Genomic DNA, 16,349 nt, shown 5'->3' on the forward strand with positions numbered 1-16,349 from the left:
ATGCCCGGAACGCGTCTCGACCTCGGCCGTATCCAGGCGGCTCGCGCGGTGATCGACCCGGTCTTCCTCGACACCCCGCTGTACCCCTGCGAGCCGCTCGGGCGGGCGCTCGGCTGCCGGGTGAGCGTCAAGCTGGAGACGGCGAACCCGGTGCGCAGCTTCAAGGGCCGCGGTACCGAAGTCGTCGTGAACGGTCTGAGCGGGCGGGCCGCGGTGTGCGCCAGCGCGGGCAACCTCGGCCAGGCCCTCGCCTGGTCCGCGCGGGGCCGCGGGGTGGCCGTCACCGTCGTGGCGTCGCGGTCCGCGCCCGCGGTCAAGCTCGAGCGCATCCGCGCGCTGGGCGCCCGGCTGGAGCTGGTCGACGGCGACTTCGACGAGGCGCGCGAACGGGCCGTGGCCATCGCCGAGCACGACGGGATCCGGCTGGTCGAGGACAGCCTGGACCTCGAGACGTGCGAAGGCGCGGCGACGATCGGCCTGGAGCTGCTGGACACGCCGTTCGACACCGTCCTGATCGCGCTCGGCGGTGGCGCGATGGCCACCGGGATCGGCCACGTCCTGAAGACGCGCGCACCCGCCGTCGAAGTCGTCTGCGTCCAGCCGGCGGGCGCGCCGGCGATGACGCGGTCCTGGCGGGAACGGCGCGTCGTCACCACCGACTCGACCAGCACCATCGCCGACGGCGTCGCGGGCAGGCGGCCCATCCCGGAGGTCCTCGGCGACCTGCTGCTCGTCGCCGACGACGCCGTCCTGGTGCGGGAGGAGTCGATCATCACGGGGATGCGGCTGCTGCTGGAGCACGCGGGGCTGGTCGTCGAACCGTCGGCGGCACTGGGGGTCGCGGCGGTGCTCGAGGACCGGGACCGGTTCGCCGGCCGGCACGTCGGCGTCGTCGTCTGCGGCGGCAACGTCGACCTGGCCGCCTACCACCGCTGGCTCGGCACCGGCCTCCCGTAGGCTGCCGAGTCGTGCGAGAAGGATTTCACGACGACCTGAAACGTCTGAGCGAGCTGCTGGCGACCATGTGCGACCTGGCGGCGACGGCGATCCGGCAGGCCACCGAGGCCTTGCTGAACGCCGACCTCAGAGTCGCCGAGCAGGTCATCGCCGCCGACGCCGGCCTCGACGCCCACCGCGCGCGGTGCGAAGAGGACGCCTACTCGCTGCTCGCCCTGCAGGCCCCGGTCGCCGGCGACCTGCGCCAGGTCCTGGCGGTCGTCTACTGCGCGGAGCGGATCGAGCGGATGGGCGACCTGGCCGCGCACATCGCCGACAGCGCGCGCTACGCCCACCCCGACCACGCCGTGCCCGCGGAGCTGAACCCGACGTTCCTGCGGATGGGCGAGCTGACCGCCGGCATGGCCGAGGGCGTCGCGACTCAGATCCGCACGGGCGCCGGCGGCAGCTACCGCGACCTGCGCGAAGCGGACGAAGCCGTCGACGCGCTGCACGCCGAGCTGCTGTCCGGGATGACGGGTGCCGGCTGGGGCCACGGCCACGGCGAGGCCGTCGCCGCGGCCCTGGCGACGCGGTTCTACGAACGCTTCGCCGACCAGACCGTCTCGGTGGCCAAGCGGCTGGAGTTCGCCAACACCGGAGACCTCCCCGGTTAGACCGTCCGCGGACACCGGAGTGAGTGTCTGCTTTCCACCGGAAGTCGCGCCCCGAGCCTGCGGGAGCCCGGGTGACCGGGCATGATCGCGGTGCGCTGAAGAAGGGACCCCATCCATGCGCTTCACCCCACGGGGCACGAAGTTCTTCGACCTGCTGACCGACGCGGCGAAGAACCTCGTGACCGCCACGGCGCTGCTGCGCGACCTCGTCGCCGCGGAGCCCGCCGACCGGGAGTCGATCGCGGGCCGGCTGCACGAGGTCGAACACCAGGGTGACGAGCTCATGCACACGATCATGGTCGAGCTCAACAGCTCGTTCGTCACGCCGTTCGACCGCGAGGACATCCAGGCGCTCGCCTCGAAGATCGACGACGTGCTGGACTTCATGGACACCGCCGCCGACTTGGCCGTGCTCTACCGGATCCAGGCGTTCCCGCCCGGCGTCGACCTGCTGGTGCAGGCGCTCGGCCGGTGTGCCGAGCTGACGGCGGAGGCGATGCCGGGCCTGGCGAAGGTGGGCGAGCTCGAGCCGTACTGGATCGAGGTCAACGAGCTGGAGAACGAGGCCGACCGGATCTACCGGCGGGTGCTGGCCCAGCTGTTCGAACCCGGCGCCGACGCCCTCGAAGTCCTGAAGACCAAGGAGGTCGTCGAGCAGTTCGAGCTGGCCGCCGACGCCTTCGAGCACGTGGCCGACGTGGTGCAGACCATCGCGGTCAAGGAGTCGTAGTGACCGGGACGGCCGCCCTGGTCGCCGTCATCGTGCTGACCCTGGTCTTCGACTACACCAACGGTTTCCACGACGCGGCCAACGCGATCGCGAGCGCGGTGTCGACGCGCGCGCTCACCCTGCGGGCCGCGCTCGTCCTGGCCGCGGTGATGAACCTGGCCGGCGCGCTGCTGTCCACCGGCATCGCCGCGACGGTGGCCAAGGGGATCATCGACGTCCCGGTCGGCCCGGACGCGCTCACCGTGGTCTTCGCGGCACTCGTGGGCGCGACCGTCTGGAACCTGATCACCTGGTACTTCGGGCTCCCGTCGTCGTCCTCGCACTCGCTGATCGGCGGGATGGTCGGGGCCGCGCTGGCCGCGGCGAGCACAGTGCACTGGGCCGGCATCGCCGAGAAGGTGCTGATCCCGATGGTGGCCTCGCCGCTGCTCGGGCTGGTGCTGGGTTACCTCGCGATGGTCGGCGCGCTGTGGCTGCTGCGCCGGGCGAACCCGCACCGCAGCGGCCGGGTGTTCCGGCGCTTCCAGATCGTCTCCGCGTCGGCGCTCGCGCTCGGCCACGGCCTGCAGGACGCCCAGAAGGGCATGGGCGTGATCGTGCTGGCCCTGGTGGCCGCGGGGCAGCAGAAGACGTTCGACGTCCCGCTGTGGGTGACCCTGGCCTGCGCCGCGGCGCTGTCGCTCGGGACGTACTCCGGCGGCCTGCGGATCATGCGGACGCTCGGGCGCCGGGTGTTCCCGCTCGACCCGCCGCACGGGTTCGTCGCGGAGTCGGTGGCGTCGTCGGTGCTGTACGTGACGGCGTTCGCGGTGAAGGCCCCGATCTCGACGACGCACGTGATCACCGCGGCGATCATGGGCGTCGGCGCGACCCGGCGGCTCTCGGCGGTGCGCTGGGGCATCGCCCGCGACATCGTGCTGGGCTGGGTCCTGACCTTCCCGGCGGCGGCCGCGGTGTCGGCGGCGGTGTTCTTCGGGATCAGCGCCCTCACCTGAGCACGGGGCCCGCGGCAGCCGCTGCTCAGCGCCGGGACTCCAGCCGGACCACGAGCACCGTGCAGGCGGCGTGCTGCACCAAAGCCTGGCTCGTCGAACCGAGCAGCATCCCGGCGAAGCCGCCGCGGCCGCGGTTGCCCGCCACGACCAGCTGGGCCGTCTGCGCGGCTTCGAGCAGGGCGTGGCGGGGGCGGTCGCGGCACAGGACCCGGCGGATCCCGACGTCCGGGTACTTCTCCTGCCAGCCCGCCAGGCGCTGGGCCAGCAGCCGCTCCTCGTCCTCCCGCGCCGACTCCCACTGCGGCATGATCCGCACCGCGCCGTAGAAGTCCTCGTAGGTGACGTCGCTCCAGGCGTGCACCGCGACGAGGGGCGCGCCGCGGAACGACGCCTCCTCGAACGCCGCCGCGATCGCGAGCTCGCTCGTCGCGCTCCCGTCGACCCCGACCACGACCGGGCCCGACTCCGGGACGTGCGCCGTGCCGTGGCGGCCCCGGATCACCGCCACCGGCGAGTGCGCGTGGTTCACGAGGGTGGCCGCGGTCGTGCCGAGGAGCATCCCGGTGAAGCCACCCGAGCCGGACGCGCCGACGACGACCATCCGCGCCTGGCGCGACAGCCCGACGAGCAGCGGCGCCGGGGACTCGGCCGGCGTCTTCGCCGTGACCACCAGGTCCTCGTCGATCGACGCGGCCACCTTGCGGGAGCCGGCGACAACCCGGTCACCGTCCTGGCGCACCGCGTCGAACAGGACGTCGGTGCCCGCGATGCCGCCGTCCTGACCGAGCTCGGTGGACCGCAGGCCGTGCACGATCTCGAGCTCGAGGTGGCGGGCGGACGCGACCTTCGCGGCCCACGCCACCGCCGCCATCGACGCGCCCGAGCCGTCGACGCCCACCACGACCGTCCGGTTCCTGTCCTTCATCGGGTCTCCTCGGCTCCTCGGGCGGTCGGCGTCGGGCGGTCGGCGTCGGGCAGTTCCGCGGCCTGCGGCCGGACGACCGCGACCGGGCACGGCGCGTGCGCGATCAGCGCCTGGCCGGTCGAGCCCAGCAGCATGCCGGTGAAGCCGCCGAGGCCCCGGCAGCCGACCACGAGCAGCTGCGCGTGCTCGCCGCGCTCCAGCAGCGTCCGGACCGGGCGGCCGCGCGTCACGTCGAGGTCGATCGTCAGGTCCGGGAACTTCTCCCGCCAGCCGCCCACCTGGTCGGCGAGCTTGGCCCGTTCGGCCTGGTCGATCTCGGATCCGTTGTCCTGCAACGGATGGGACCGCAGGACGCCGTCGGCGACGATGTCGCTCCAGGTGTGCACCGCGGTGAGCGCGCAGCCGCGCAGCCGCGCCTCTTCGCACGCGAACGCGAGCGCCGCGTCGCTGTCGGCCGAGCCGTCGGCCCCGACGACGACCGGTCCCGCCGCCGGCGCCAGGCCACGCACCACGACGACCGGGCAGTGCGCGTGGGCGACCACCGACACCGCCGTCGAGCCGGCGAGCATCCCGGTGAAGCCGCCGAGCCCGCGGGACCCGAGCACCACCAGCTCCGCGTTCCGCGACTCCTGGACGAGCGCCGTGACCGGGCTCCACTCCCGCGCGGCGGTCCGGATGTCGAGGCCGGGGGACTGCGCGAGCACCGCGGCCCGCGCCTCGGCGAGCCGGCTTTCGGCGCGCCCGGCCAGCCCGGCGCGCACCCGGTCGTGGGTGCCGGCGGCGATCGGGGTGTGCACCTGCGGCAGCGCGTGGACGTGCACCAGCCGCAGGGGCCGCCGTCGGCGGCGCGCTTCGGCGCCGGCCCAGACCGCGGCGTGCACCGCGGCGGCCGAGCCGTCGACCCCGGCGACGACCGCGCCGCGCGGCGCGGTCACCGCGTGCTCTCGGCGACCGCCGCGACGGCCAGGATCGTGCCGATCTCGTGGCCCCAGGCCCGGATCAGCGGCCGGTCGTCCGTGCCGTCGAACACCCGGTGGTCCCGGGCCGCCAGCTGCCGCACGAGCTCGCGGGCGGGTTCGTGCCCCTCGGCCACCGGGCCGCGGGTGAACAGCCAGACGGGCAGCCACCGCAGACCGTCCGAAAAGGACTCCGCGAACGTCCGCGCCGGGGCGAGCCACTGCCCGTTCTCCACCGGGCTGCCCAGGAGCACGGCGTCGAAGCCCTCGAGCGACGGGACGAGGCCGACGTCCCGGACCTCGACATCGGCGGCCGCTCCGGCGTCGGTCATCGCGGAGCCGACCGACGTGGCGAGGTGTTCGGCGATTTCCCGGGTGGCACCGTGCCGGGTGGCCACCGCGACGAGGATTCTCATGCTTCCACCCTCACCCGGCCGCGGCCCCGGGAGCAGAGGCCAACGACCTCGCCCGGACCGGCGAAGGACCCTGCACCCGCTAGTGGACCACGGCGACCGGGCAGGCCGAGCGCGCGAGCAGGTCGTTGCCCGTCGAGCCCAGCACGGCCCCGGCGACCGGGCCGCGGCCGCGGCTGCCGACGACGATCAGCTGGGCGTCGGGCGCGACGGCCATCAGCACGCGCGCCGGCTCACGGTCCTCGACGACGCGCGTCGTGACGTCCAGGTCAGGGTGCTTCTGCGCCAGGCCGGCGACGAGCTCGTCGAGCTCGCGCCGGTCCTCGGGTTCGGTGCCCGGGTCGGATGGCCGGCCGGCGTGGGCCACCACCAGCGGCACCCCGCGCGCGACGGCCGCGTCGGCCGCGAACCGCAGAGCTTCCTCGCTCGCCGGCGACGAGTCCACGCCGACCACGACCGGGCCCTGCGGCCCGGCCTGGCCGCGGAAGACGACCACCGGGCAGTGCGCGCCGGCCGCGACCCGGAGGGTGACCGACCCCGTCAGGGCGCCGCGCAGGCCGCCGAGGCCGTGCGAGCCGAGCACGATGAGGGGCGCGGTCCCGGACGCCGCGAGCAGCAGGTCGACCGCCAGCCCCAGCTCCACGTGGACGTCGACCTCGACGCCCGGCGCCGCGGTGCGGGCGATCTTCGCCGCGTGCCGCGTCCGCCGGGTCACGTGCTCGGGCAGCGGCTCGGCCTCGTCGCCCGGGTCGACCACGCACGCGTGGAACAACCGCAGGTCAGCGCCGCGCCGAGCCGCCTCGTGCGCGGCCCAGCGGACCGCGCGCAGCGACCCTTCCGAGGCGTCCACCCCGACGATCACCGCGGCCTGGTCGGCCATCACCGCCTCCTGACGTCCGTCGCCCGGACGGCGACTCCGGCCAGCATGTCGCCTGGCGGGCCGGCGCGTCAGAGCACGAAGACCTCTCGGCCGGGACCAATGGTCACCCGCCGGCGGCCAGGTACCGCTGCGGGTCGCCGCCCGCGCGGGCCCCACTGCCGAGCCAGCGGGCGAACCCCTCGCGGTCCCGGCGTTCGAGTTCGTCCAGGTAGGCCCGCCGCGACCGGACCACGCGCCGGCGGGCCGGCTCGTCGGGGGCGCGCAGGAGTTCGCCGTAACTGCGCCGCCACGCCAGGCACAGCTCGGCCGTGGACAGGTCGGTCACTCCGGTGACTCCTGGGCCTCCGGAGGCTTCTGGGGGTTCCTCCACCACGACCGGTGCGGCCGGAGGGGCGCTCGGCGCCGGGCGGGGCCGGAACCGCCACACCGCCCACGCCGTCGCCGCCACGACCAGCAACGAGGCGGCCGCCGTCCCGCCCGCGACGGCCACCAACCCGCCGATCGCCACGCCGGCCCCGAGCGCGCCGAGGCCGGTCACGACCCCGATCGTCACGGCGGAAGCCGCGGAGCCGGTCGCCGCGAGCCGCTCGCGCACCGCGGGGAAGCCCGTCACCGCCAGCCACGCGCTGACCCCGGCCGCGAGGCCGAGCATGCCCCACCCGACGAGCGCGCCGGCCGGCAGCACGACCAGCCCGACCGCGCCGAACGCGGTCCCGGCGGCGATCGACACGATCCTGGTGATACGAGTGAACATGAGCGCCTCAGTCCTGGTGAACGACCACCCGAGCACGACGGCGCCGGGGTCCGAGGCGTATCCCGAGTGTAGCCCCGGAACCGGTTTCCGGCAGGGACAGCTCCCGGCGACCGGCTCCGAAACTGTCCTTTGTGGACCGAACGGGCGGTGCTCACCGGCGCCGGACGATCACGCGAACCGGTCGTATCCCGCTTTCGCCGGCAGTGGCTCCAGCGCGTCGACGCCGAGCACGCGGGCGGTGCCGGTCCCGCCGGGCACGACGACGCCGACGACCTCACCGGGCCGCCCGCACCGGCCGACGGGACGCGCAGCTCCGGCGGGAAAGCCCTCCGCCGGCCGCGCTTCCGCCTGCGACAGCCGCGTCGCCGCACCACCGGCGAGCCGGTCGAGCACCGCGTCGAAGCGGGAAGCTCGCGGCGGGGTCACGTCGTGGGCGGGTCGGGGAGCTCGAGCCATTCCAGGTCCATCGGCACCAGCGTCGTCGAGAGCACCAGCTCCCGGAGCAGGTTCACCGTCAGGGTCAGGCCCACCGGTTCGCCCACCTCCTCGCGCCGCAGACCGTGCACGCCGGCGTCGGAAAGCCGTTGCCGGACCCGGGAAACGATATGCTCGACGCGCTTGGCCGTCCAGCTCTCGCGCGGCCGCCGCTCGCCGAGCTCAGCGGCTGCCTGCTGGCGCGACAAGGGCAGCGGCTGCGGGTCGTAACCGAGGTAGCGCTGCCCGAGCACGGCCAGCACCAGGTGCTCCTCCGCGGTGAGCCGCCAGCGTTTCGGCGGGGCCGTCGGGTGGGTCGGCCGGGGCGCGGTGGCCGTGTCCTCCCCGTCGGAGACCAGCAGTTCCAGCACGTGCTCGCGGTCGCGCGTCCCGCGCAGGAACAACGCGGTGTAGCCCGCGGCCAGCGGCAGCGGCTCGCTGTCGCGGTGCAGCAGGACGCTGTCGGACAGCCGGATCGGCGAGCGGCCGGTGTTGCTCAGCCACCAGCGGTCCCGGTCGTGGGTCAGCAGCCCGTGGACCCGGCTGATCCGCAGGTCGTCCTCGCCGACGCAGACGTCGACCTCCAGGCGGTTGCGGCCGAAGCTCACCCGGCGGCCGGCGGCCGGAGGCACCGCGATGCCGCCGGTGACGGTGAGCGCGCTCAGCGTGCCCGGTACAGACGCGGTCACGCCGTGGCGCAGGCTGCGCTGGCGGTGCGGGTCGAGGCGTTCGGCGGGCACGGGCTGCTACCTCCGCTCGTAGGCGCCGATGTCGAAGCCCGCGCCGGCGGGCCGGGGGACACCGTCGAGGTCGAAGGCGGGGGCGAGCGCGGCGCTGCCGGTGTCGACGGCGGCCGAGCCGGGCGCGAGGTGGTAGTCACCCGGGGCGGCGAACCCGGGGTCGCCGGTGAGGTTGTGGTCGGCGGTGAACGGCCCGGCGGTCACCGGGCCGTCGCCGAAGACGTTGTTGCGCAGGGTGTTCGTCCCGGCGAACCGGTCGCCGCCGACGTGCACCGAGCCCTTCGCGTTGCCGGCGAAGGTGTTGTTGACGACCGTGAGGTCGCGCATCGTGCCGGTCGACTCGACCCACAGGTCCAGCCCGGCCTGTGCGTTGCCGGTGGAGAGGTTGTCGAAGACCCGCACGCCCGAGAGCAGCCGGGTTTCCGAGTAGTCCTCGACGGCCAGACCGATCCCGGCCTTGCCGGCGTTGCGGGTCCCGCTCACGACGTTGGCGTAGACGTCCACAGTGGACGAAGAGTCGACGTAGATGTTCGGCCCGCGGTTGCCGGTGACGACGTTGTGGTGGATCTTCACGCGGGCGTCGTCGTCGTACTTGACGTCGATGCCCTCCTCGCCGTTGTCGTGCACGCGGCAGCCGGACACCTCGACGTCGGACGAGCCCGAGGCGATGCTGAGCGCCTCGTGGTCGGCGGAGGTGCCGCGGGCGTTGGTGCCGCGGATGTCGCAGTTCCGGATCGCGGCACGGCGGGTGGCGACGAGCACGAGCCCGCCGTCGCTCGAGCCGTCGACGCCGAAGTGGTCGAACACGAGGTCGTGCGCGCCTTCGGCGTACACCCCGAAGCCGGTCGAACCGGCGACGGTCAGGCCGCGGAACTCCAGCCAGGAGTGGTTGCCGACCGCGAGCAGGCCGGCGTCGCCACCGGTGCCGGTCAGCACGGCGGTGCCGCCCACCCCGGTGAACCGGATCGGCCGGCCCGGGCCGCCGTCGTGCCGGATGGTGAGGCCACCCGGGTAGGTCCCGGCCGTGATCGCGACGGTGTCACCCGGGCGGGCGACGTCGGCCGCGGCCTGGACGGTGGCGTACTCGCCGCCGGGCCCGACGTGGAGGGTCCGCGGACCCGCTCCGGCGGCCCCCACGGCCGTCGGAACGACCATGGCCGCCAGCGTGAGCACCACGCCGGCCACACCCCGCATCGCCACCTCGTCCCCCTCCGGCCCGCCGGCGGCTCCGGCGCTGGCCTGGCCCTGTTTTTAGCCGAGCCCGCCTGGGACCGGTCCCCGCTTCACGGCAGCCGTCCGGCGAGCGCGGCCGCCAGTGTCCGGGCGTCCCCGCACAGCGCGTTCCCGCCGGCCGCGCCGGCGTCTTCGAGGGTGACGACGGCGATCTCCTCCCGGTTCGGCTCGGTGCCGCGCAGCACCGGCAGCGCCGGGGTGTAGAAGCGGTGCACGACCTGCACCGCGCAGGCGGGCCGGTCGCCCGGCACCGGTGCCACGACGGCGCTGCGGGTGCCGGCGCGGATCCGCTCGCCGGGCACGTCGGTGTCCGGCTCGATCGGCCACTCCCGGGTGTAGCGCACGGTGATCGTGCGGGGGTCGTCCTCCCAGGTGCAGCCCCACCCGCCGAACTCCCGGTCGGTCTGCGAGGCTCGGACCGAGACGCTCGCCGTCGCCGCGGCGTCGAGCAGGCCGCAGGCGTCGACGTGGGCGAGCGACCAGTCCGGGAACGGCCGGTCACGCCGCGGGAGGGGCCCGTTGGCGAGCTTGGGCAGCACGTCGGAGAGCACCGAGTCGGAGATGGTGCACAGGGGCGCGTCCTGGGCGCGGGTCACCGGGCGCGAGGTGACGTCGATCCGGTTGGTGTCGGCCAGCGAGATGCTGCGCTCGCAGGCGCCGTCGCGGGCCTCTGGGCGTTCGATGTCGCCCATCCGGCCGGGCACCGGGGGCCGGGTCGGGTAGCGCAGCGGGCCGGTCAGGTCGAGGGTCGTCTGCACCTGGCCGGTGCCGTCGGCCAGGGTGGTCGTGACCACGCAGGTGCCGAAGTTCTTCAGCTCGGGGTCGATGAACGGCTGGCCGAACCGCGTGAGCGAGTCGACCGAGATCGCCGCGCACGGGTCCGTCGCGGCCGGATCGGCGCCGAGCGTGTTCGGCCCGCCCGCCGGGGTGGCCGACGGCGGCCGGCTGAGCAGGAACCCGGCCACCAGCGCGAGCACCGCGGCCAGCGCGCCGACGGCGAGCAGCCGGCGGCGGAACCGGCGTCGCGGCCGCCGGGGCGCGGGGGTGTCCGCTTCGAGCAGGGCGACGGCCTCGGCCGCAGTGGGCCGGTCGGCGGGGTGGCGGGCCATCAGCGCGTCGAGGACCGGGCCGAGCCGGCCCGCGCGCTCGGCCGGGGCGGGCCGCCCACCGGCGGCGCGGCGCATCTGCACGAACGGGCCGTCCTCGCCCGACCCCCACGGCGACCGGCCCTCGACCGCGGCGTAGAGGGTGGCGCCCAGGGAGAAGACGTCGGATTCGGGACCGGCCTCGCCGCCGCCGGCGACCTCCGGCGCGACGTACCCGAGGGTGCCGGTGAGCTGGGCGCCGCCGGTGCGGGTGACCTCGGTCCAGCGGGCGATCCCCAGGTCGGTGAGCTTGGCGACGTCGTCCTCGGTGACCAGGACGTTGCCCGGTTTGACGTCGCGGTGGACGATGCCGCGGGCGTGCATGGCCGCGAGCGCCGCGGCGAGCTGCGCGCCGATCCGCCGGACCCGGTCCTCGGGCAGCGGGCCGCCGTCGTCGACGAGCTCTTCGAGGCTGCGCGCGGCCAGGTACTCGGTGACCAGCCAGCGCGCGTCGACGTCGTCGGTGACCGTGTCGAACACCGTGACGACGTTCGGGTGCAGCAGACCGGCCCCGATGCGCGCTTCCCGCCGGATCTGCCCGGCGTCGGCGTCGAGGGATCGTTTGAGCGACACTTGCCGGCCCAGTTCGAGGTCGAAGGCCCGCCAGACGACGCCCATGCCGCCCTGTCCGAGCTCCTCCTCCAGCCGGTACCGGTCGGCTACGACGCGACCACTGCCCACCCGCGGAGTCTACGAAACGGCCCGGCACCCCGCACGCGGCACGTCACGACGGTGGCGGGGGTGGTCTCGGTGAGCGGCACCCCGTTCTTGACTTCGCAAGTAATACCAACTTACCGTCACGGTGCGAGACCACCCGGTCACCCGATTTGTCCTGACAGCCGCCACTGTCGCAGCGGATTCCTCCGCACACGATCGTAGGAGCGGCATGTTCCCGAGGTCAGGTGTCCCAGAACGACGCAAGTCCCGGCCCCGGACGGCGGCCGGGCGGGTCCTCGCCGTGGCCGTGACGGTGCTGGCCGCGGCCGGGCTGGGCGTCACCGGCGCGGCGGCGGCGGGAACGGGCGCGGTCACCGGGATCGGCGGGAAGTGCCTCGACGTCACCGGCGGCTCGGCCGCCAACGGCACCCGGGTCCAGCTGTGGACCTGCACCGGCGGGACGGCCCAGCAGTGGACCGCCGGTGACGACGGGTCGATCGCCGCGCTCGGCAAGTGCCTCGACGTGGCGGGCGCGTCCGCCACGAACGGTGCCGCGGTGCAGGTCTACGACTGCAACGGCACCGGCGCCCAGCGCTGGACCGCCGACGCGGGCCGGCTGGTCAACGCCGGGTCCGGGAAGTGCCTGGACGCCGCGGGCGTGTCCAGCGCGGACGGCACCAAGCTGCAGATCTGGACGTGTTCGACCGGCGCGAACCAGCAGTGGGTGCTGCCCGGTACGACGACGGTCCCGCCCGCGAACGGTCCCTGCCCGCTGGGTCCCTTCGGGACGCCGCTGCCGTCGTCGACCCCGACCGCCACGAAGATCAAGGACGGCTTCAACTTCCTGGAGGGGCCCACCTGGGACGTGGCGACCCAGACCCTGCTGCTGACGAACATGCACGACGGGGCGGGCGCCGAGAACGTCCAGCCGTCGGACGTCGTGCGGTTCACGCCGTCGACCGGCGCGTTCGCCACCGCGATCGCCGGCGCGGGCAGCAACGGGCTGGCCATCAGCCGCGACGGGAAGTCCGTGGTCGCCGCGACGCACGACCAGCGCAGCGTCTCCTCCTACGACCTGGCGACGGGTCGGCGGACGACGCTCGCGGCGAACTACCAGGGGCACCTGTTCAACTCGCCGAACGACGTGACGGCCGGCGCGGACGGCACCGTCTACTTCACCGACCCGGACTTCCAGCGCGCGAACCGGCCGACCAGATGTCGGGCAGGACGAGCGTCTTCCGGGTGCGCGACGGTGTGGTCAGCTTGATCGACGACACCATCCGCGAGCCGAACGGCATCGAGCTGGCCCCGGACGGGAAGACGCTGTACGTCGGCGGCAACGCGACGGGCAAGATCTACAAGTACCCCGTCAACACCGACGGCAGCACGGGCGCTCGCAGCGACTTCGCGTCGGTGGCGGGCGCGGACGGCGGCACGATCGACTGCGCCGGCAACGTCTACCAAGCCACTTTCGGAGACGGGAAGGTCCACGTGTTCTCCGCGGCCGGCCAGGCCCTCGGCACGATCTCGGCCGGCCGGAACACGACCAACACGGCCTTCGGCGGCCCGGACGGGAAGACCCTCTACGTCACGTCGGGGACGCCGTCCACGGGCGGCGACAACGGGAACTTCGGGCTGTACAGCATCCGGCTGAACGTGCCGGGCTGGCCGTACTAGCCGCCGGTCGTGAGTGCGTAACAGTGTTCTAACACTGTTACGCACTCACGACCGGCGAGCGGACAGGGCGAGTTCGGCCCAGACGGTCTTCCCGCCGGGACGGCGCAGCTGCCCCCAGGCGACGCTCGTCTTCTCGATGATCCGCATCCCGCGGCCACCCTTCGAGGACGGCGACGTCGGAGCGGCGGCGGTGGGGGAGCCGTCGTCGATCTCGATCCGGAGCTTCCCGCGGTTGCGGCGCAGGCGTACCCGGATCGGCGGCTTGGCGTGGCGGAGCGCGTTGGAGACGAGCTCGTCGAGCACCATCACGATGTCGGTCAGCAGCTCGGCGGTCAGGTCGGGGAGCACGGCGCGAGCCCAGCCGCGGACCCTCGCCAGCTCCTTGAGGTCGGCATTGACGGTGGTCTCGACGGTCTCGTCGATTTCGTCCACGTCGGCGAGGACACCGGACTCGGTGGGTGTTGCGTCGAGGCTCATGATCGGTCTCCTCGGGGAAAGAGACGGCTACGGGCTACTTGACTGCCCCCATCCGGGGGAGTTCAACCGCCCTGGTGGGTCACACCGCACAACCCCGGACGCGGTCCAGCACGGCGCCGAGATCATCGGGGGAGGTCTGGCCGCGCCAGGCGACGTACCCGTCGGGCCGGACCAGGACGTACCGGGCGCCGTAAAGACCGTGCAGGTCCGGCCGGTTGAGCCGGTAGCGCTTCAAGGGCACGCCGGCCGCCGCCGCGGCCGTGTCCCATTCGGGCGCGGCCGGCGCGGCGACCTCCAGCAGCGTGAACCCGGGCCCGAACTCGTCCTGCAGCGACCGGTTCCGGTCGAGCCAGAGGTGCGGCAGCCGGTTCCCCGGGGCGCCGGAGGGCCGGTACTCGGTGCCGGTGGAAGCCGGGGCGGGCCCGTCGTCGGGAACGACGAGCGGCGACTCGGGGTACGCGGTGCCGAGCACAAAACCGAGGGTGTACATCTCGGCCGTCTTGGCCTGCCGGATCAGCTCCGCTGTCTTGGCTCGCACGGCCAGGCCGTCCGGTCCGTCGTCGTCCAGCCCCGGCACGGCGAGCTCACCGGTCAGCACCCGCATGTTGCGTTCGGCCTCGGCGATGGCCCGCTGCGCGATCGGCCGGCGTTCGGTCCCGTAGGAGTCGAGCAGCCCGGGGCCGGCCCAGCCGCGCAGCGCGGCCGCGAGCTTCCAGCCGAGGTCGGCGGCGTCGCCGATGCCGGTGTTGGCGCCGAACCCACCCCACGGCGGGTTCTGGTGCGCGGCGTCCCCGGCCACGAAGCAGCGGCCGTCCCGGTAGCGGTCGGCGACCAGGAGCCGGGCCGTCCAGGGATCGGTCGCGGTCACGGCGACGGGCACCGGCGCGCCGACCATCCGGTGCACGGCCCGTTCGCACCACGCGGCGTCGGCGTCCTCCGGCGCGTTGATGATGATGGCCCACCACCGGTCTTCGGTGTCGAGGGTGCCCATCAGGCCGTTGACCTCGGGGTTCACCACCCAGTACTGGACGGCGCGGCCCAGCTCGTGGCGGGCGGACAGCCCGGGCGCGTCGAAGATGACCTGGATGTTGCGGATCTCGTGGCTCCGCCCGGCCAGCGGGATGCCGCACGCCCGCCGGACGGCGCTGCGGGCCCCGTCGGCGCCGACGAGGTAGCGGCCCCGCACCACGCGCTCGCGTCCCGTGTCGTCCGTCGCGGTGGCGGTGACGCCGGTGTCGTCCTGCTCGAGACCCGTCAGCGTCCAGCCCCAGCGCGCGCTGACCGTCTCCCGCCGGGTGATGGTGTCGCGCAAGGCTTCTTCGACGTGGTTCTGCGCGCACCACAGCGCGGGCTCGGCCAGTTCCGTCCGCTGGACGTCGCTGAGGGCGAAGACGCCGTCGAAGCGTTCCAGCCGGTGCCCGGTGAGCGAGGTGCAGAAGACGGCCGAGTCGGACCAGCCGAACGGCAGGGGCGCGTTGTCCCGGACGGCGCCGGCGATGCCCAGGCGCCGGAAGAGCTCCATCGACCGCGGGTTCAGCTGCTTGCACCGCGGCGACGCCAGGCTCGGCGCCGGCCGCGGTTCGAGCAGGACGCAGCCGATGCCCCGCGCGCCGAGCTCGTGGGCGAGGGTCAGGCCGACCGGGCCGCCGCCGGCGATGACGACCTCCGTGGTCTCCACCTCGGGGGGCGCGTCCGCGTAACTCGTCATGCCGACAGTCTAAAAGCGCGGTGATCTTCCGGCGGCGGGCATCCGTTAGTCCAGATAGAGTAACGCGATCGTCGTCGATGGAGGTGTCTTGCCCGCTCGCCGCTGGCTGATCGTCGCCGCCGCTTGCCTCGTCGCGCTGATCCTGGTCTACGTCCTCGCGGTGCTGACCGTCACCGGCCAGGAGCTGGAGAACGCGGCCCTGCGCGGGGCCGACCAGGCCGCCGCGCGCGACCAGACCGCGGCCGACCAGAGCCTGTCGCGGATCACCCTGTACTCCCTGGGCGTCGCCGTCGTGCTGGTGGCCGTGATCGGCTTGCTGCGCCGTCGCCCGGCTCTCGCGGTCGCGGCGGTCGGCGTGATCGTCGCCGGCCAGGTCGTCACGCAGGGGCTCAAGCGGTTCGTGCTGCCGCGGCCGTCGCTCGTGCCGCTCACCGGGCACTACGCGGACAACAGCATGCCCAGCGGGCACACCACGATCGCCATGACGGTGCTCTTCGCCGCGCTGCTCGTCGTGCCCTACCGCTGGCGTGGCGTGACGATGGTCCTGCTGCTGTCCTGGGCGGTCGGCATCGGCGCCTACACGGTGACGGCGAAGTGGCACCGCCTCTCCGACACCCTCGCCGCGGACGCGATCGCCCTCGGGCTCGCCTGCCTGGCGTCGTGGTGGCTCGCCCGCCGCGGCGTGGTCCGCCGGTACGAGGGCCGCCGCCGGATCCCGCGGGTGCTCGTCGTGGTCGTCGCTTCCCTCGCCGGGCTGGTTTTCCTGGCCCTGGGCGGGTTCCTGATCGGCGCGGCACTCAGCCAGGACGGCCTCGACGCGACCCTGCGCGACAACACCTGGGTGGTCTACCTGGCCGCGAGCTCGCTCGCCTCGGCCGGGTCGGTGGCCGCCGCGCTGGCGTTCCTGGGGACCTGGCGCCGCCTCGAGATCCCGTGACGACCGGGGCGGGCGGCCGCGACCGCCCGCCCCGG

Annotated in this window: 18 protein-coding genes; 7 read left to right on the forward strand and 11 right to left on the reverse strand. The window is 74.2% G+C overall.

The features are described 5' to 3' along the window. The 4 genes from OG439_RS05620 to OG439_RS05635 all read left to right on the forward strand — a co-directional run bounded on the left by OG439_RS05620 (position 1) and on the right by OG439_RS05635 (position 3,338). On the forward strand, positions 1-957 hold the full coding sequence (locus OG439_RS05620; RefSeq protein WP_326948269.1) for a threonine ammonia-lyase: 957 nt from the start codon (positions 1-3) through the stop codon (positions 955-957). 11 nt (positions 958-968) lie between these two features. Continuing rightward, the gene (locus OG439_RS05625) at positions 969-1,613 is read left to right on the forward strand and encodes a phosphate signaling complex PhoU family protein (RefSeq protein ID WP_326948270.1); all 645 of its coding nucleotides are present in this window, start codon (positions 969-971) and stop codon (positions 1,611-1,613) included. 115 nt (positions 1,614-1,728) lie between these two features. Beyond that, the gene (locus OG439_RS05630; RefSeq protein ID WP_326948271.1) at positions 1,729-2,343 is read left to right on the forward strand and encodes a DUF47 domain-containing protein; all 615 of its coding nucleotides are present in this window, start codon (positions 1,729-1,731) and stop codon (positions 2,341-2,343) included. Beyond that, on the forward strand, positions 2,343-3,338 hold the full coding sequence (locus OG439_RS05635; protein WP_247049941.1) for an inorganic phosphate transporter: 996 nt from the start codon (positions 2,343-2,345) through the stop codon (positions 3,336-3,338). Before OG439_RS05630 ends, OG439_RS05635 begins: the two co-directional genes overlap by 1 nt. A 25-nt stretch (positions 3,339-3,363) precedes the next feature. Here the strand turns inward: OG439_RS05635 and OG439_RS05640 are convergent, their stop codons facing one another. From OG439_RS05640 to OG439_RS05680, 9 genes are all read right to left on the reverse strand, one after another. Next, on the reverse strand, positions 3,364-4,263 hold the full coding sequence (locus OG439_RS05640) for a universal stress protein (protein ID WP_326948272.1): 900 nt from the start codon (positions 4,261-4,263) through the stop codon (positions 3,364-3,366). Further along, positions 4,260-5,198 carry a universal stress protein gene (locus tag OG439_RS05645; protein ID WP_326948273.1) on the reverse strand — a complete coding sequence of 313 codons (939 nt, stop codon included), beginning with the start codon at positions 5,196-5,198 and terminating at the stop codon, positions 4,260-4,262. The genes OG439_RS05640 and OG439_RS05645 overlap by 4 nt, the downstream gene beginning before the upstream one ends. After that, on the reverse strand, positions 5,195-5,635 hold the full coding sequence (locus tag OG439_RS05650; RefSeq protein ID WP_326948274.1) for a flavodoxin domain-containing protein: 441 nt from the start codon (positions 5,633-5,635) through the stop codon (positions 5,195-5,197). The genes OG439_RS05645 and OG439_RS05650 overlap by 4 nt, the downstream gene beginning before the upstream one ends. 79 nt (positions 5,636-5,714) lie before the next feature. Beyond that, positions 5,715-6,512 carry a universal stress protein gene (locus OG439_RS05655; RefSeq protein WP_326948275.1) on the reverse strand — a complete coding sequence of 266 codons (798 nt, stop codon included), beginning with the start codon at positions 6,510-6,512 and terminating at the stop codon, positions 5,715-5,717. Between the two features lie 103 nt (positions 6,513-6,615). Next, on the reverse strand, positions 6,616-7,266 hold the full coding sequence (locus tag OG439_RS05660) for a hypothetical protein (protein WP_326948276.1): 651 nt from the start codon (positions 7,264-7,266) through the stop codon (positions 6,616-6,618). 168 nt (positions 7,267-7,434) lie between these two features. After that, complete coding sequence (locus tag OG439_RS05665) at positions 7,435-7,692, reverse strand: hypothetical protein (protein ID WP_326948277.1); 258 nt, start codon at positions 7,690-7,692, stop codon at positions 7,435-7,437. Continuing rightward, positions 7,689-8,480: an FHA domain-containing protein gene (locus tag OG439_RS05670; protein WP_326948278.1), complete on the reverse strand. Its 792-nt coding sequence runs from the start codon at positions 8,478-8,480 to the stop codon at positions 7,689-7,691. Before OG439_RS05670 ends, OG439_RS05665 begins: the two co-directional genes overlap by 4 nt. A gap of 6 nt (positions 8,481-8,486) precedes the next feature. Further along, positions 8,487-9,674, reverse strand: a complete 1,188-nt coding sequence (locus OG439_RS05675) for a right-handed parallel beta-helix repeat-containing protein (RefSeq protein ID WP_326948279.1) — start codon at positions 9,672-9,674, stop codon at positions 8,487-8,489. An 89-nt stretch (positions 9,675-9,763) separates the two neighbouring features. Continuing rightward, entirely contained in the window at positions 9,764-11,539 is a 1,776-nt protein-coding gene (locus OG439_RS05680) for a serine/threonine-protein kinase (protein WP_326948280.1), read from the reverse strand. Between the two features lie 277 nt (positions 11,540-11,816). On the opposite strand from OG439_RS05680, the gene OG439_RS05685 reads away from it, so the two are divergent. Together OG439_RS05685 and OG439_RS05690 are read left to right on the forward strand one after the other, a co-directional pair. Beyond that, on the forward strand, positions 11,817-12,782 hold the full coding sequence (locus OG439_RS05685) for a ricin-type beta-trefoil lectin domain protein (protein WP_326948281.1): 966 nt from the start codon (positions 11,817-11,819) through the stop codon (positions 12,780-12,782). Continuing rightward, positions 12,758-13,192 (forward strand): SMP-30/gluconolactonase/LRE family protein, encoded by a 435-nt coding sequence (locus OG439_RS05690; protein WP_326948282.1) that lies wholly within the window; start codon positions 12,758-12,760, stop codon positions 13,190-13,192. The genes OG439_RS05685 and OG439_RS05690 overlap by 25 nt, the downstream gene beginning before the upstream one ends. 45 nt (positions 13,193-13,237) lie before the next feature. On the opposite strand, the gene OG439_RS05695 is transcribed toward OG439_RS05690, so the two are convergent. Together OG439_RS05695 and OG439_RS05700 are read right to left on the reverse strand one after the other, a co-directional pair. Next, entirely contained in the window at positions 13,238-13,669 is a 432-nt protein-coding gene (locus OG439_RS05695; RefSeq protein ID WP_326948283.1) for an ATP-binding protein, read from the reverse strand. Between the two features lie 79 nt (positions 13,670-13,748). Continuing rightward, positions 13,749-15,377: an FAD-dependent monooxygenase gene (locus tag OG439_RS05700; RefSeq protein WP_326948284.1), complete on the reverse strand. Its 1,629-nt coding sequence runs from the start codon at positions 15,375-15,377 to the stop codon at positions 13,749-13,751. Positions 15,378-15,465: 88 nt separating this feature from the next. Between OG439_RS05700 and OG439_RS05705 the strand changes: the two genes are divergently transcribed. After that, on the forward strand, positions 15,466-16,314 hold the full coding sequence (locus tag OG439_RS05705) for a phosphatase PAP2 family protein (protein WP_326948285.1): 849 nt from the start codon (positions 15,466-15,468) through the stop codon (positions 16,312-16,314). Positions 16,315-16,349 lie beyond the last annotated feature (35 nt).

It is taken from the genome of Amycolatopsis sp. NBC_01307, assembly GCF_035975215.1.
Taxonomy (GTDB): Bacteria; Actinomycetota; Actinomycetes; order Mycobacteriales; family Pseudonocardiaceae; genus Amycolatopsis.

What these genes read in the sequence shown, in the direction of transcription:
- OG439_RS05695 (WP_326948283.1), bottom strand. Translation starts at nt 13,669, where the DNA reads ATGAGCCTCGACGCAACACCCACCGAGTCCGGTGTCCTCGCCGACGTG.
- OG439_RS05630 (WP_326948271.1), top strand. Translation starts at nt 1,729, where the DNA reads ATGCGCTTCACCCCACGGGGCACGAAGTTCTTCGACCTGCTGACCGAC.
- OG439_RS05655 (WP_326948275.1), bottom strand. Translation starts at nt 6,512, where the DNA reads ATGGCCGACCAGGCCGCGGTGATCGTCGGGGTGGACGCCTCGGAAGGG.
- OG439_RS05660 (WP_326948276.1), bottom strand. Translation starts at nt 7,266, where the DNA reads ATGTTCACTCGTATCACCAGGATCGTGTCGATCGCCGCCGGGACCGCG.
- OG439_RS05675 (WP_326948279.1), bottom strand. Translation starts at nt 9,674, where the DNA reads ATGCGGGGTGTGGCCGGCGTGGTGCTCACGCTGGCGGCCATGGTCGTT.
- OG439_RS05700 (WP_326948284.1), bottom strand. Translation starts at nt 15,377, where the DNA reads ATGACGAGTTACGCGGACGCGCCCCCCGAGGTGGAGACCACGGAGGTC.
- OG439_RS05650 (WP_326948274.1), bottom strand. Translation starts at nt 5,635, where the DNA reads ATGAGAATCCTCGTCGCGGTGGCCACCCGGCACGGTGCCACCCGGGAA.
- OG439_RS05640 (WP_326948272.1), bottom strand. Translation starts at nt 4,263, where the DNA reads ATGAAGGACAGGAACCGGACGGTCGTGGTGGGCGTCGACGGCTCGGGC.
- OG439_RS05620 (WP_326948269.1), top strand. Translation starts at nt 1, where the DNA reads ATGCCCGGAACGCGTCTCGACCTCGGCCGTATCCAGGCGGCTCGCGCG.